This window comes from uncultured Algimonas sp. (assembly GCF_947498175.1).
Taxonomy (GTDB): Bacteria; Pseudomonadota; Alphaproteobacteria; order Caulobacterales; family Maricaulaceae; genus Litorimonas.
Window position 1 is genome coordinate 230,305 of record NZ_CANMJB010000001.1, and the last position, 15,106, is coordinate 245,410.

A 15,106-nucleotide genomic window follows, 5' to 3' on the forward strand; every position below is an offset into this window, starting at 1 on the left:
TCAATCGTGTGAACCCGCACGAATCGGACAGCAAGGTCGAGGACTTGACCGCCGAAGGCGACGCGCCCGCGCGGCTGGCCGACGTGCGCGTGCGCCAGCACGGCCCCGACCGCATCAAGCACTATGTCGCCCGCCTGCCCAACAAGCCGGGCGTCTACCGCATGACGGACGAGCACGGCACGGTCCTCTATGTCGGCAAGGCCAAGGACCTGAAGAAGCGGGTCACCGCCTATACGGCCTATGACCGGCACCCGACCCGGCTGCGCCGCATGATCCGCGCGACGACCAACATGGAATTCGTCGTCACCGAGAGCGAGGTCGAGGCGCTCCTGCTCGAAGCGCAGCTGATCAAGCGGCTCAAGCCGCGCTACAACATCCTGCTGCGCGACGACAAAAGCTTTCCCTACATCCTCGTGCGCAAGGACCATCCGGCCGCGCAAGTGGTCAAACATCGCGGCGCGAAGAAGATCGAGGGCGACTATTACGGTCCGTTCGCCAGCGCGGGCGCTGTCAACCGCACGCTGGACACGCTGCAACGCGCCTTCCGCCTGCGCAATTGCTCGGACAGCATCTACGAGTCGCGCACGCGGCCCTGCCTGCAATACCAGATCAAACGCTGCTCAGCGCCCTGCACGGGCGTGGTCGATCTGGACGAATACGGCAAGCTGGTCGACGACGCCGAAGACTTCCTGAAAGGCCGCTCCGACACGCTGCGCCAACGCCTGCAGGCCGAAATGGACGAGGCCTCCAAGGCGATGCGGTTCGAGAAGGCGGCCGAGCTGCGCGATCGGCTGCACGCGCTGGCGCGGATCACCGGCGGCAGCCTGGGCAAGATCAACCCGAAGACGTTCAGCGACGGCGACGTCATCGCCGTGCATTCGGCGGGTGGGCAGAGCTGCGTGCAGGTGTTCTTCTTCCGCGCAGGTCAGAACTGGGGCAACAGCGCCCATTTCCCGCGCCACGAGAAAGACCAGGGCCCCGAAGAGGTGCTGGATGCCTTCGTCGCGCAATTCTATTCCGACAAGCCGGTTCCGAAAGAAATCTTCCTCTCCCACGTCCTGCCGAGCCACGCCTTGATCGAAACCGCCCTGTCGGAACGCGCCGACCGCAAGATCACGCTCAGCGTGCCCCAGCGCGGCGAGAAGAAGACGCTGCTGGAGACGGCCCGGCGCAACGCCGAGGAAGCGCTCGGCCGTCGCATGGCGGAGACCAAGAACCAGGCCAGATTGCTCGACGGAGTGCGCGAACTGTTCGGCATGGAACAGCCGCCGAACCGCATCGAGGTGTACGACAACAGCCACAATCAGGGCAGCAACGCCATCGGCGCCTTCGTCGTCGCCGGACCGGAAGGCTTCCGAAAGCGCGACTACCGCACCTTCAACATCAAGGAGACCGAAGTCACGAACGACGATTTCGGCATGATGCGCGAAGTGCTGACGCGGCGTTTTTCCCGGCTGGTCAAGGACGACACGCTGGAATGGCCGGACCTGGTGCTGATCGACGGTGGCAAGGGGCAGCTCTCGGCCGTGACCGGCGTGCTGGACGAGCTCGGCGTGCTGGGCCGGATCACGCTGGTCGCCATCGCCAAGGGACCGGACCGTAACGCCGGGCGGGAGACCTTCTACATGAACGACCGCGACCCGTTCACCCTGCCGCCGCGCGAACCGGTCATGTACTATCTGCAACGCCTGCGCGATGAGTCGCACCGCTTTGCCATCGGCACGCATCGCTCGCGGCGAAAAAAGGACATGAAACGCAGCCCGCTCGATGGTATCCCCGGAGTCGGGCCGGGGCGCAAACGCGCTCTGCTGGCGCATTTCGGTTCGGCCAAGGCCGTCAAGAACGCGTCCGTGGACGAACTGTCCGGTGTGGAGGGCGTCAGTCGAAAGCTGGCGCAGGCGATACATGACTACTTCCACGAATGAGCCGCGCTCCGACGATGACGCCGTCATAGCGCCCGGAGGCGGGGGCGGCGCGTTCGCCGACGGGCTGACCTTCGTCCGGCTGGCGGTCACGCCCCTCATCATGGCGCTGATCCTCTGGCAATGGCCGGAGCCGCAGATCGCGATCCTGGCCAGTGTCCTGTTCATCGTCGCGGCGCTGTCGGACGTGTTCGACGACTTTTTCGGCGGCGCGGCGCGCGGCGCGCTCAGACGTTATGGGTATCTCGATGACGTGGCGGACACGGTGTTGATCGTGGGCGTGCTAATTGCGCTGAGCGTCGTGCTGTGGCGCAACGGCTTGTTCCAATGGGCCTTTGCCGTGCCGGCGGTCATTCTGGTCGGACGCGAGTTGCTGGTCGGCCTGGTCAAGGGCTACGAACTGTCGCGCTTCGGCTGGCCAGACAATCCTTTGTCCAATGCCAAGGGCGGGTTCGCCATGCTCGGCACCTGCCTGCTGGTGGCCTCGCCCTGGCTGACCCAATGGACGGACAGCCTGCGCGCCGGGACGGACCGGGCCATGGATGTCTACGGATCCGTCTCGCCCTGGCTCTGGATCGCGGGCCAGGCCTGCCTGTGGATCGCCGCCGTCTTTTCCGTCCTGTCGGCCTACCGCATCCTGACGCATGTGCGTTCGCCGGAAAGCGACCCGGATGTCTGACCTCGACCTGGCGTCCCGGCATCCGCTGTTCTGGGTGCCGAATGCGCTGACCATCGCCCGCATCCTGCTGATCCCCGTCTTCATCATCGGCATCCTGTCGCTGGAATTCGGCTGGGGCAGCCCGCTGGGGCAGCTGGTCGTTCTGGGCCCGCTTTTCGCGCTCGCCGCCTTCACCGACTGGCTCGACGGCTATCTGGCGCGCCGCTGGTCCGTCGTGACCGGCTTCGGGCGGATGATCGATCCGATCGCCGACAAGCTGCTGGTGGCCGGATGCCTGATCGCTTTCATGATCGCCGCCAGAGGCGATTGGCTGTTCCTCGTGCCCGGCCTCGTCATCATCTTCCGCGACATCCTCGTCTCGGGCGCGCGCGAACACGCGGCGCTCACGGGCCGCGTCATGAGCCCGACCCAGCTGGCCAAGTGGAAGACGGCGTTCGAACTGCTGGGCATCGCCGTCCTGATCGTCTGGGCGTTGTCGCGGGCCTATCTGCCGATCGATTCGGTGATCCCGGACATCGCCGACGCGTCCTACGCACTCGGCCTCGGCCTCATCTGGCTCGCCGCGCTCCTGTCCGCCTATACCGGGTCGCTCTATCTGCGGGACGCGATCCGCGATTAGGGCAGGGACGCCACAGTGCAAGGCCGACCGACGGCTGCTTGCCTGTCCTGATCCCCATTCCGCTCATACCAGGCATGTCGGCGCCGAGGTCGAAGCCGCACAGCCCCGGAGAGGCCGAACCCTGGTTCACGATATCCGTTGGGATAATGGGGATCGAGGAGTGTCGCGCGCCTGCTTACGACATCCGGTCACGCCATGGCTCTCCCCACCCCTCATCCCGGGCTCGACCCGGGATCCATCTCCCAACGGTTCCAGCTGGCCCAGCCGTCCCGTGATGGACCCCGGATCAAGTCCGGGGTGAGGTGTATGGGAGACGCCGTCCCCGACATTCGTGGCCGGGGACAGACGGGGGAAGACCGCACAGGCCGCCCTTTCCCGACGCCCATCCTCGTTTATCGCACAAACCTTCCGCGTCTTCGCCCGCGCCAACCCCTTGTCCCCCCACGCTTTCCCTCCCGCCCATCCGAAAGAATCGACAATTAGATCCCCACTCTGCGAACCTGTGCTATCTTCCGCCCCGTTCGCTGCAAGACACGAGGAGGGGCGTAACCCTCGGTGCAGCGGGCAGGAGCGAGGGCTCGGTAGTGTGAGCGGGGATCCTTCCGCCGCATGAGGACTGTGAAGAGCAGTCCGCGGGTCGTCTCCGGGAGAGCCGACGCCGGGGTCTGACAAACCCCGGTGCAATCGTAGCCCCGGAGAGGACCGCGCACCGCCGGGTGGAGAGGTCGGCCGACCTACGCAGCGGCCGATCGCCTCCGACGTAACGCTCCGACGTGTGGCTGGTCCCTGCGATCCGCGCGCGCTTAAGATCCCCGCTCTCGCCAGGGTCGGCGGTCGGGGGGAGGCCGTGGAGCGCAGAGGGTGGGCCGCACGCCGGGCGGCGATGTCGGGCCGGACTCCTCGCGCGGGCCTTGCCTTCGTGAAAATGGTTCTTGTTTCCCCTTCCCCGTCACGGGGCAGGGCCCGCGCCTCGTGTCGCCTTCGCGGCACAAACGCAACCCCGCCGTGGCCCCGATGCCCGGTCGCACGATGACACTCGCCCGATGATCAATCAGCCCTCGCCCCCGGACAGGGACGCCCTCGCGCGGTTGCGTGCGGTCCATCGCCCGACCCTTTGCAGCCAGACGAAACGGCCGGAGACGGATCCCGGATCGAGCCCGGGATGAGGGAGAGGAGAAAGGGTGCCGGGAGCGAATGTGACAGCACGACCGGAAAAGACCAAACCGTCGTCCCCGGCCATGAATGCCGAGGACGGAAAGGAGAGGCCGGAGAGAAGGGGTGCTTCGCGATGAGCAGACGGAGCCGCCGCCTGGGGCTAGAGGCTGATCTTCCCCCGCACCAGCGCGTCATAGTCGGCCGCCAGTTCCTTGATCGTGTCGCCCACGCGATAGTGAATGCCCTGGATTTCGCGAACCGGCGTGACCTCGGCGGCCGTGCCGACCACGAAGGCGCCTTCGAAATGCGGCATTTCGCTGGGGTAGATGTCGCGGCGGTGGACGGTGATGCCGCGCTTTTCCGCCAACTGGATGACCGTATCGTAGGTGATCCCTTCCAGCAATATGTCGTTGGTCGGCGTGTGCAGCTCGCCGTCGCGCACGAAGAAGATATGCGCGCCGGTGCATTCGGCGACGCGGCCGCGATAGTCGTACATCAGCGCGTCGTCCCAGCCTCCGGCGGCTGCCTTGTCCTTGGACAAGGTGCAGATCATGTAGAGCCCGGCCGCCTTCGCCTTGCACGGAATGGTGTCGGGCGCGGGGCGTTTCCAGTCGGAGATCATCAGGCGGATGCCGGCCATCTTGTCCGGGAAGTAGTTGCCCCAGTGCCAGCAGGCGACGGCCAGATGGATGACGTTGTTCTTCGACGCCACGCCCATCATCTCAGATCCGCGCCAGGCGACGGGGCGGACATAGGCGTCGCCCAGGCCCGATCTGGCGAGCGCGTCCACGCAGGCCTGGTCGATCTGTTCGGTCGTGTACGGAATCTCGTAACCCAGCAGATCGGCCGAATTTCGCAACCGCGCGCTGTGATCCGTCAGGCGGAAGATCTCGCCCTCATAGGCGCGGTCGCCTTCGAACACGGCGGAGCCGTAATGGAGCGAATGGGTCAGCACATGCACTTTCGCGTCGCGCCAATCGATGAATTCGCCATCGACCCAGATATGGCCGTCGCGGTCGTGATAGGGTTTTTCGAGCATGGGGAACGTTTCCACTTGGACGCGGGAGAAAGGATGCGGGATGAGGGCCGTCGAAGCGGCCGCCTGCACTGCGGCGCATTCTTGTCTTGGTGCGCGGTAAGTCAACCGCCATAAGGACGCGAAGGGAGTATGAATTGGATCAGCAGGCAACATATCTCGACCGCAGCGACACGCATGTGCTCGTCATCGACGATGACGACCGCATCCGGGACCTGCTCGCCCGCTATCTGGGGCGCGAGGGCTACCGGGTGTCCACGGCGCGCAGCGCGGCGGAGGCGCGCGCCAAGATGGCCGGGATCGAATACGACCTGCTGATCGTGGACGTGATGATGCCGGGCGAGGACGGGGTCAGCCTGGTCGCGGACCTGCGCACGCTGATGGACATTCCTGTGATCCTGCTGACGGCGTTGGGGGACCCGGCGCACCGCATCCGCGGCCTCAAGGCCGGGGCGGACGACTATCTGGCCAAGCCGTTCGAGCCCGAAGAGCTGTTGCTGCGCATGGACGCGATCTTCCGCCGCACGGGCCGGAAGACTGTGGGCGACCGGGTGCTGTTCGGCGATTTCGTCTTCGACCTGCGCACCAGCGTGCTGACGAAGGACGGCGACGTCGTGCGCCTGACGACGAGCGAGACGGATCTGCTGGATCTGCTGGCGCGGCAAGGCGGCGGGACGGTGTCGCGCTACGTCCTGTCGGAAAACGTCAACGGCGACAGCGAGCGCGCCGTGGACGTGCAGATGACGCGGCTGCGCCGCAAGCTGGAAGACAATCCGTCCGAGCCGTGCCACCTGTTGACGGTGCGCGGCAAGGGCTACCGCCTGGTCGCCGAGCCGGAAAGCCCCCCGATACCCGCAACCGGCACCTAAGGTGGGGCTGAGCCTGCGCCAGATCGCGCCCAAGTCGATCTTCGGGCGCAGCCTGCTGATCATCATCCTGCCGATCGTGATCATGCAGATGATCGTCGCCTACATCTTCTTCAACGCGCATTGGGCGACGGTCACGGCGAACATGACCGAATCGGTGGCGGCCAGCGTGGCCGTGGCGACGGAGCTGTACGACCGCAATCCGACGGAACGCAACGCGCAGGCGCTGGACGACCTGCTGCGGCCCGACATGCAGTTGTCGGTGCGGCTCAAGCCCGGCGACGCGCTGCCGACCTCGCGGCGGCGCAACTTCTATTCCGTGCTGGACCAGTCGATCGGCCGGGCCTTGTCCAATGCGATCGACGAACCCTACTGGTTCGACACGACGCGCTATCCGAACCATATCGACATCCGCGTCCAGGTCGATGAAGGCGTGCTGCAATTCTACGCCGCGCGCGACCGGGTCTTCGCGCCGACGGGCTATGTCTTCATCTTCTGGCTGGTGACGGCGACGATCCTGCTGACTTTGGTCTCGGTCGTCTACATCCGCCGCCAGAGCGTGCCGATCCGCGAACTGGCCGACGCCGCCGACGCCTTCGGCAAGGGCCAGGATATCGGTCCCTACAAGCCGCACGGCGCGGTCGAGGTGAGGCGCGCCGGGCAGTCCTTCCTGAAGATGCGCCAGCGCATCCGCCGGCATATCGAACAGCGCACCTTGATGCTGGCCGGCGTCAGCCACGATCTGCGCACGCCCCTGACCCGGCTGAAGCTGGCCCTGTCCATGGCCGAGACGCCCGAGGACATCGCGGCCGCGCGCCGCGATCTGGACGAGATGGAGGCGATGCTGTCCGCCTATCTGGATTTCGCCCACGGAGCCGGGCAGGGCGCACCGGAGGAGATCGCTCTGGACGGCTTCGTGGCGGAGATCGCCGCGGCCGAAGGCGTCGCCGCCGAAAGCGACGGACCGGTCGAGATCGAGGCGCGGCCGCAGCTGCTGCGCCGCGCGGTCGTGAACCTGATCAACAATGCGCGAAAATATGCGGGCGAGCCGCGCCTGTCATCGGAGACGACCGACACGCACGTCTTGATCCACGTGGACGATGCGGGCGGCGGCATACCGGAACACAAGCGAGAGGACGTGCTGCGGCCGTTCTCGCGGCTGGACGATGCGCGCACGCAGAACGTCGAAGGGGTCGGGTTGGGTCTGGCCGTGGCGCGCGACATCGCGCAGACCCATGGCGGGCGGCTCAAGCTCGACGACAGCCCGTGCGGCGGGCTGCGGGCGACGATCCAGCTGCCGCGCTAACCGGACAGCTCGCCGGCGCGGCGAAAGGCGGCCTGCGCAGCGCGGCGCATCAGCGCTTCCAGTTCGCCGGAGCCTCCCAGCACGTCGAGCGCGGCCTGGGTCGTGCCGCCGGGCGAGGTCACGGCTTCGCGCAATTCCGCGGCGGATGCGTCGGACGCCTCCAGCATGGCACTCGCGCCGATGACGGTCTGCCGCGCCAACTGCCGGGCCGTCTCCTCCGGCAGCCCGATGGCGAGACCGGCGGCGGCCAGCGTCTCGCAGACGTGGAAGAGGTAGGCCGGGCCCGATCCGGATATGGCGGTGACCGCGTCGATTTGCGTGTCGCTTTCGACGCGCAGCACCGCGCCGCTCGCCCCCAGCAGCGCTTCGACCTGTGCCAGATGCCTGTCCGGAAAGTCGTCGGCGACGAACGCTGTCATGCCTTGTCCGACGGAAACGGGCATGTTGGGCATGGCCCGGACGATAGGATTGTCTTCGAAGACGGCGCTCAGCGTCCCGAGCGTCAGTCCCGCCATGATGGAGATGATCAGGGCGTCGGGGCCGACCGCCTTGGCGATATCGGCGCCGATGTCCGGAAACAATTGCGGTTTGACCGCCAAGAGGACGGTCTCGATGGTGCGCGGGATATCGCCGGGACCGGGCAAGTGTTTCGCGCCGCGTTCGATTGCATAGACGGCTTCGGTTCCCGGAGCGGGGTCGAGGACGGCGACATGGCGCGGTGCCATGAGGCCGCTCTGCAGCCAACCGGCCAGCAGGGCGCCGCCCATATGGCCGGCACCGACGATGAGATGGGTTTGCGCCATGCGGCGTCGCTAGCCGTGCGAGGCGATGTCCACAAGGGCTTCGGCGAGCGCGTCCTCGGGCGACTTTCCGGCCCAGATCACATATTGCGCGGCCGGGTAGCCGCGTTCGGCCGCGTCCAGCGCCTGGCTCATCAGGTCGAGCGCCTGGTCGATGGAAAGCTTCGCACCGCCGCGCAAAGAGACCGCATGGCGGTAGACGAGTGTGCCGTTGCGCTGCCAGTAATCGAAATGACCGGCACTCAGCTGTTCGTTCAGAAGCGACAGCAACCGGCAGATCGAGTCCGACCGGCCGCCCGGCACCTTGCCGTCGAACAGGATGAACAGAGACAGGTGTTCGTCGGCCGCGTTCCAAGCCAGGGACAGGTCGTGATCGCACCACAGGCCGGTCAGGCTGATATGGACTTCATGCTCGCCGATCCGCTCGAACGCGTAGGTCTCGGCCGTGGCGATGCGCACGAAGGTCTCGATCGGATTGCCGCGCAGGACGGTCGATGTCTTGAGTGTCGGCGCGGGCCGGATGCATCTGTCGTCGGCAAAAGCCATGGTCTGTCCTGCGAATCTCCTGATTCAACCGCTAAGCAATTTCAGGCGCTTGGCAAGCAGGGCTCACGAGGCTTGTGTTGATAAGAAGCGCGCGGGTCAGCCATTCCTGGCGGCTTCGGGATCCCAGAGCGGCCATTTGCGCATGATCCGCTTGAAGCGCGGCGAGGCCAGATGCCCCGCTAGCCAGCGCTGCACCCCTTCCGGTGCGGCCTGCGCCCACCAGTCCGGTTCGACCGCTGCGAACTGTCGCACGAAGGGGAAGGTCGCGATATCGACGAGCCGCGGCGCGGCGCCCCGCAGAAAAGGCGTGCCGTTCAGGGTTGCAGCGAAGTGGGTCAGGACCTGCATCGCCGCATCGCGCTGGTCGGGGTCGACGGCTCCGCGGGGTTGCTCGGGATCGTAGCGGCTCGCATATTTGTAACGGTCGAGGCGGTCCTTGAAGGCGTCCAGGAACCGCTCGGCGTCGGCCTGGTCGCACGCCTGGTCGGCCAGCCAGTTTTCCGGATCGTGACGGCGGAGCGCCCAGATCATGATGTCCAGGCTTTCATCCAGGACGCCGTTATCGTCCGTGACGAGCACCGGCACGGTGCCTTTGGGCGAAGCGTCCAGCATGGCGGCGGGCTTGTCGCGCAGCAGCACCTCGCGGTGTTCGACCCATGTGTCCGATGCGTCCAGCGCCATGCGGGCGCGCATCGCGAAGGGGCAACGCCGGAAGGAATAGAGGATCGGCAGGCTCATCGGATTGGGACGTTCGATACCGGTATCACGCCCGTTGGCCAAGATGGACCTCGTCCCGGGCGGCGGCGAGCTCGATCTGGCGCTGGCGTTCTTCGAAGCGCCGCCGGTCGGTGCGGTCGTCGACGCAGTGTGGACAGGAAACGCCTTTGACGTAGGAGTCGGCGCGCAAGTCGTCAGGCGACAGCGGCATGCGGCAGGCGAAACATTGCTCCCAATCGGTTTCGCGCAAGCCATGGCCCACGGCGACACGCTGGTCGAAGACGAAACAGTCGCCGGTCCAGCGGCTGGTTTCCTCCGGCTGCGTCTCGAGATATTTCAGGATGCCGCCCTTCAAATGCAGCACATCGGGAAAACCCTGCGACTTCATGTAGGACGAGGCTTTCTCGCACCGGATGCCGCCCGTGCAGAACATGGCGACGCGCTTGCCGTCCAGCCGGTCGCGATTGCGCTCGACCCATTCGGGAAACTCGCGGAAGGAGTCGGTTTTCGGATCGACGGCGCCTTCGAACGTGCCGACCTCGATCTCGTAACGGTTGCGCGTGTCGATCAGCACCGTGTCGGGATCGGCAATGACGTCGTTCCAGTCCGACGGTGCGACATAGGTGCCGACGATGCGGTTCGGATCCGTGCCGTCCACGCCCAGCGTGACGATCTCCTTCTTCAGGCGCACCTTGTAGCGCAGGAACGGCATGTCGTCGGACCGGCTGAACTTGACGTCCAGATCGGCCAGCCGCGGATCGGCGCGCAGATAGTCGAGCATATGCCGAACCGCGCCTTCGGAGCCGGCGATCGTGCCGTTGATGCCTTCACGGGCCAGCAGCAGCGTGCCGCGCACGCCGAGTTGTTCGCCCATGGCTTTCAGCCAGGGCTGCAACGCCGCCGCGTCGGGCAGGGGGGTGAACTTGTAGAGAGCGGCGACCGTGTGGGACATGGCCGCGAGCTAGAAAGGCCTGGGCGCGGGGTCAACCGCTCCGGTCAGCTTGGCGGGTCGGTCCTTCCGCCGTGCGGATGATTTCGTCCAGCAATCCGGTCGCTTCGAGAAATCCGGTGAGGGATGCGGAGACGCCGCGACGTTCCAGCATCGACAGGATCTCGGTGCGGATCAGATCGGGGTTGTCGCAAGTGGACGCCACCAGGCGCAGATCGCGCACACCCCGGCCGTCCTTCAATTCCTTCTCCAGCGCCTTGGCCGAGTTGGACAGCCGGAACATCGTCAGCGGACCGGGCGAACGACCGTCGACCCAGCTCTCCCCGGCATCCAGCAAGGCGCCGAGCGCCTTGTCGAGACGCGTTTCGATGCGGCCCACGGCGCGGTCCACGCGCGGTTCGATCCAGTCCGCCGTGCAGATTTGTTCCGCGGTCGGCGCGGTCGCGCAGCCGCTCAGGGCGACAAATGCGGCGATGGTGATGACGTGTCGCATGAATGCTCCTGAGCCCAAGGGGGCCTGTCGGCCCTCTATCACAGCCCCAGCCGCGGGAGGCTAGTGGAGATCGCGGGATCCGAGAGGGCCGGTGTCCAACGGTTCGGCGACCAGCATCGCCCAGTAGGTCGAATAGGTCGTGCGAGGCTCATAGACCAGCGCGATGCCGAATTCCGACACGTCGGGCCGCAGGAGGTTCTCATTGTGACCGGGGCTCTTCTTCCAGGCCTCGAACACTTGGTCCCAGCTCTTCTGGCCGGTCGCGACGTTTTCGCCCGCGATCAGGAAATTGTAGCCGACCCGGTGCGCCCTGTCGCCATGCGTGGATCCGTCCGTGCCGTTGTGGGAAATGATGCCGGCCTTGGACAGGTCGTCGGCATGGATGCGCGAAGCTTCGATCAGTTTGGGCTCGATCGTGACGGGCTTCAGGCCGTGGCTGGCACGGTAGGCATTCAGGTCGCCGACCGCGCGGCTGAGGTTCAAGGGTTGCGGCGCCACTTGCGGGAAGACAGGGTTGCTGCCGAAACCGTCATTGAGGCGGCAGACGGCCTCGGGCTTTCGCACGTCCGGTTGGTAGGTCACGGCACCGCGGCATTTCGGGTCCGCCTTGCAGAGCGCGGAGCATTGATCCGGACTCGATATTGGCACGACCTTGTACGTCCCGTCATCGGGTTCGAACGTCGTCTGCACCACTCCGGTCTTCGCGGTCGCGGGCAGCGTGCTCATGATGATCAGAGGCAGCGCGACGGCTGCGAGTTTCCCCAGCTTCATGCCATTGAACATAATAGGCCCTCCTCGGTTCGGAAGCCCATTAGGCAGCTCAAATCCTAGGAAATCGTTAGATTGTCCTTAATTATCAGCAAACAATTGCGGCAGTTTAAGCCCATTCTCCGCAGGGTTGTCCGCAAAAGGCGATGTTCACCGCCCAGCGTTCGTGGAGACGGTCGTGCGGACGCTGTTGCCCGAGGCCAGATCGCGTTCCTGCCGCAGCGCGGCCGCCAGACCCGAATAGAACACCATGATCGCCGATTCCCCGTCACCATCCGATCCGATGTCGGGCAAGGGCAGGTCTTCGCGCGGCAGGCCGTCATGGGCCGCCGTCATGAACTCCTTCCAGACATCGGCCGGCAGCAATCCGCCCGTGACTTCGTTCATCGGGCTGTTGTCGTCATTGCCCATCCAGACGCCGGTCGTCAGCTGCTTGGTGAAGCCCAGGAACCAGGCGTCGCGGTAGTCCTGCGATGTGCCGGTCTTGCCGCCCGCCATGCGCGGCAGGATCCGCGCCCCGTGGGCCGTTCCGCTTTCCACGGTCTCGCGCAGCATCGCCGTCATCTGACGAGCGTAGGGGATCGCGTAGACGCGTTCGCCCTCGTCGCGGCGCCGCGTATGGAGGACGTCGCCGCTCGTGCTTTCGACGCGCTGGATGATGTAGGGGTCGCGCCGGACGCCCTCCGCCGGGAAGACTGAATAGGCGCTCGTCATCTCCAGCAGATTCACTTCGGATACGCCGAGCGACAGCGACAGGGTCGGTCGCAGCTCGGATTCGATGCCGAACTTGCGGGCGGTCTCGGCGACCCGGATGGCTCCGATTTCCGCGCCGACCTGGGCGGCGACCGTGTTGATGGATAGCTTCAGCGCCTCGCGCAGCGTCATCGGGCCGCGGTAGCGCAACGTGTAGTTCTTAGGCGTCCAGCCATCGATGGTCGTCGGCTGATCGACGCGAACCGTGCCCGGCGTGAAGCCGTCTTCGAGCGCAGCCGAATAGACGAAAGTCTTGAAGCTGGATCCCGGCTGTCGCTGCGCCTGGATCGTGCGGTTGAACTGGCTGGCGCCGTAGTCCCGGCCGCCCAGCATGACGCGGATGGCGCCGGTTTCGTTGTCCAGGGCGATGATGGCCCCTTGCGAAACCTTGCGACGCTCGGCGTTGGCATCGAGCACGGTTGCCAGACTGTCGCGCGCGGCGCTCATGTAATCGGCATCCAGCGTCGTGGTGACGACGAGATCGGGACTGTCGGGACCGGCCAGTTCCCGCGCCCGCTCCGTGACGAAATCGAAGGCGTAACCCAGCGTGCTTTCGTTCAGGGCCAGATCGACTTCCTCGACGATTTCCGGAGGATTGGCGATGGCGGCGTCGAATTCGGCTTCGGTGATGTAGAGATTGGCGCGCATGCGGCGGAGCACGAGATGCGACCGGGTTAATGCACGCTCATAGTTGCGGCGCGGGTTGAAGCGGCTCGGCGCCTGGGCCAGTCCGGCGAGCATGGCGGCTTCGGGCAGGTCGAGGTCGCGCGCGCTCTTGCCGAAGAAGATCCGGCTCGCGCTTTCCGCGCCGAAGATCTGCGGGCCGAGGCTGACGCGGTTGATGTAGAGTTCGAGGATCTCCGGCTTGGACAGGACCGCTTCCATGTCGCGGGCCAGCAGCGCTTCCTGGAATTTTCGCCTGTAGGTCTTCTCCGGCGTCAGGATCATCAGCTTGACCAACTGTTGCGTCAGGGTCGATCCGCCTTGGCTGCGCGCCCCGGACCGGGCGTTGCTGATGAGGGCGCGCAGGATGGCGCGGTTGTCCACGCCTTCGTGCTCGAAGAAGCGTTCGTCCTCGATCGCCAGCACGGCATTGGGCAGATAGGCCGGCATGTCGTCCAGCTTGAGCGGCTGGCCGATCCACGGTCCGCGATGGCCGATCGTGCGCCCCTTGCGGTCGACCAGCGTGATCGTCTCCTGCAGGTTCAGCTGCCACATGGTTTCCTTGTCGGGAAGCTTCGGCAATCCATCGAGGAGATAGGCGCGGCCCAGGACGAAGGTCGCCGCCGCCAGGGCCGTGAGGGCGCCGAGTATGCCGAGCGCCCACATGGAGCGGCGCCTGCGCACACCTGTCTCCACCACATTGATATCGGCCCTGTAGGTCGGCATAGGGTCCGTCTATCCGGCTTTACGCCGCTTGATAACCGCCTTCGTCATGACCGATCCTCAATTCCCCAAGCCGTTCTGGCAAACCAAGCCGCTCGCGGACATGTCCGCAGACGAATGGGAAAGCCTGTGCGACGGATGCGGAAAATGCTGCCTGATCCGCCTCGAAGACGAAGAGACCGGCGAAGTCCACAACACCGACGCGCATTGCAAGCTGTTCGACAGTGGATCCTGTGAATGCAAGGATTATGTCAATCGCAAGGCAGTGGTCAGCGATTGCGTCATACTGAAGCCGGCCAACATCAAGGCGTTGAAGTGGATGCCGCGAAGTTGTGCCTACCGCCTGTTGTCAGAGGGCGCGGAATTGCCGGAATGGCATCACCTGCGCACGGGCAGCCGGGACTCGATCCACGAGGCCGGCATGAGCGTGCGGAATGCGACCGTCACGGAAGAAGGGCTGAGCGAGGCGGCGTTGCTGAGCCGCATCACGCTCTGGCCGGGAGAGCCGGGATGGGAAGACTGACGGAATGGACACAGGACAGTCGGCACTTGCGTATCGTTCTCAATAAGCCAATGGTTTCAACCGTGAATGGGGAATTCGTCGCACAGATGTCGCGCCCTTTTCGCTGATAACGACGTTGCAAAGCCGAAGCCCGCCAATTAGGTTCCGCCCGATTTCAAGGCCCCGGCGAATCCTCCCGATCATTGCCGCGGACAGAGACATCCAGAGGTGCGAATGCCCGATCTTCTGATCGAATATCTTCCCATCGTCATGATGTTCGGCATCGCATTGGTGCTGTCCATCGCGTTCCTCGTCGTGCCGGCGGTCATTGCGCCCGCCGACCCGGACTCGGAGAAAGTCTCCACCTATGAATGCGGGTTCGAGGCGTTCGACGATTCGCGCATGAAGTTCGACGTGCGATTCTACCTGGTCGCCATCCTGTTCATCATCTTCGACATCGAAGTCGCCTTCCTGTTCCCGATCGCCGTCAGCCTCGACGTGGTCGGCCTTTACGGTTGGATCATCATGGTCATCTTCCTGCTCGAGCTGCTGGCCGGCCTCGTCTACGCCTGGAAGATCGGCGCGCTGGACTGGGAATAGGAGAGACAC

15 protein-coding genes are annotated in these 15,106 nt (G+C 65.3%); 7 read left to right on the forward strand and 8 right to left on the reverse strand.

The features are described 5' to 3' along the window. Positions 1-8: 8 nt before the first annotated feature. The 3 genes from uvrC to pgsA are packed head-to-tail and all read left to right on the forward strand — an operon-like array spanning position 9 to position 3,220. Positions 9-1,925, forward strand: coding sequence for an excinuclease ABC subunit UvrC (gene uvrC / locus Q0718_RS01115; RefSeq protein WP_298912190.1), 1,917 nt, complete (start codon positions 9-11; stop codon positions 1,923-1,925). Further along, entirely contained in the window at positions 1,906-2,601 is a 696-nt protein-coding gene (locus tag Q0718_RS01120; RefSeq protein ID WP_298912193.1) for a CDP-alcohol phosphatidyltransferase family protein, read from the forward strand. The genes uvrC and Q0718_RS01120 overlap by 20 nt, the downstream gene beginning before the upstream one ends. Then, on the forward strand, positions 2,594-3,220 hold the full coding sequence (gene pgsA / locus Q0718_RS01125) for a CDP-diacylglycerol--glycerol-3-phosphate 3-phosphatidyltransferase (protein ID WP_298912201.1): 627 nt from the start codon (positions 2,594-2,596) through the stop codon (positions 3,218-3,220). Before Q0718_RS01120 ends, pgsA begins: the two co-directional genes overlap by 8 nt. A gap of 1,315 nt (positions 3,221-4,535) precedes the next feature. Here the strand turns inward: pgsA and Q0718_RS01130 are convergent. Beyond that, the gene (locus tag Q0718_RS01130) at positions 4,536-5,414 is read right to left on the reverse strand and encodes a branched-chain amino acid aminotransferase (protein WP_298912204.1); all 879 of its coding nucleotides are present in this window, start codon (positions 5,412-5,414) and stop codon (positions 4,536-4,538) included. A gap of 134 nt (positions 5,415-5,548) precedes the next feature. Between Q0718_RS01130 and Q0718_RS01135 the strand changes: the two genes are divergently transcribed. Together Q0718_RS01135 and Q0718_RS01140 are read left to right on the forward strand one after the other, a co-directional pair. Beyond that, the gene (locus Q0718_RS01135) at positions 5,549-6,280 is read left to right on the forward strand and encodes a response regulator transcription factor (RefSeq protein WP_298912207.1); all 732 of its coding nucleotides are present in this window, start codon (positions 5,549-5,551) and stop codon (positions 6,278-6,280) included. Position 6,281: 1 nt separating this feature from the next. Then, positions 6,282-7,583: an ATP-binding protein gene (locus tag Q0718_RS01140; protein ID WP_298912210.1), complete on the forward strand. Its 1,302-nt coding sequence runs from the start codon at positions 6,282-6,284 to the stop codon at positions 7,581-7,583. Here Q0718_RS01140 and proC read toward each other — a convergent pair. The 7 genes from proC to Q0718_RS01175 all read right to left on the reverse strand — a co-directional run bounded on the left by proC (position 7,580) and on the right by Q0718_RS01175 (position 13,998). Beyond that, complete coding sequence (gene proC / locus Q0718_RS01145) at positions 7,580-8,386, reverse strand: pyrroline-5-carboxylate reductase (protein WP_298912213.1); 807 nt, start codon at positions 8,384-8,386, stop codon at positions 7,580-7,582. The genes Q0718_RS01140 and proC overlap by 4 nt on opposite strands. Positions 8,387-8,395: 9 nt before the next feature. Then, the gene (locus Q0718_RS01150) at positions 8,396-8,929 is read right to left on the reverse strand and encodes a YbjN domain-containing protein (RefSeq protein WP_298912216.1); all 534 of its coding nucleotides are present in this window, start codon (positions 8,927-8,929) and stop codon (positions 8,396-8,398) included. Between the two features lie 96 nt (positions 8,930-9,025). Then, positions 9,026-9,709 (reverse strand): glutathione S-transferase N-terminal domain-containing protein, encoded by a 684-nt coding sequence (locus Q0718_RS01155; protein ID WP_298912218.1) that lies wholly within the window; start codon positions 9,707-9,709, stop codon positions 9,026-9,028. After that, on the reverse strand, positions 9,693-10,598 hold the full coding sequence (locus tag Q0718_RS01160) for a rhodanese-related sulfurtransferase (RefSeq protein WP_298912221.1): 906 nt from the start codon (positions 10,596-10,598) through the stop codon (positions 9,693-9,695). The genes Q0718_RS01155 and Q0718_RS01160 overlap by 17 nt, the downstream gene beginning before the upstream one ends. A gap of 31 nt (positions 10,599-10,629) precedes the next feature. Then, positions 10,630-11,088: a hypothetical protein gene (locus Q0718_RS01165; protein ID WP_298912225.1), complete on the reverse strand. Its 459-nt coding sequence runs from the start codon at positions 11,086-11,088 to the stop codon at positions 10,630-10,632. 60 nt (positions 11,089-11,148) lie between these two features. Continuing rightward, positions 11,149-11,871, reverse strand: a complete 723-nt coding sequence (locus tag Q0718_RS01170) for a CAP domain-containing protein (RefSeq protein ID WP_298912228.1) — start codon at positions 11,869-11,871, stop codon at positions 11,149-11,151. A 135-nt stretch (positions 11,872-12,006) separates the two neighbouring features. After that, a complete protein-coding gene (locus Q0718_RS01175) occupies positions 12,007-13,998 on the reverse strand; it encodes a PBP1A family penicillin-binding protein (protein WP_298912231.1) in 1,992 nt (663 codons plus the stop codon). Positions 13,999-14,044: 46 nt separating this feature from the next. Between Q0718_RS01175 and Q0718_RS01180 the strand changes: the two genes are divergently transcribed. Both Q0718_RS01180 and ndhC read left to right on the forward strand, forming a co-directional pair. Beyond that, on the forward strand, positions 14,045-14,518 hold the full coding sequence (locus Q0718_RS01180; RefSeq protein WP_298912234.1) for a YcgN family cysteine cluster protein: 474 nt from the start codon (positions 14,045-14,047) through the stop codon (positions 14,516-14,518). Between the two features lie 213 nt (positions 14,519-14,731). Beyond that, positions 14,732-15,097 (forward strand): NADH-quinone oxidoreductase subunit A, encoded by a 366-nt coding sequence (gene ndhC / locus Q0718_RS01185; protein ID WP_298912237.1) that lies wholly within the window; start codon positions 14,732-14,734, stop codon positions 15,095-15,097. The last annotated feature ends 9 nt before the right edge of the window (positions 15,098-15,106 follow it).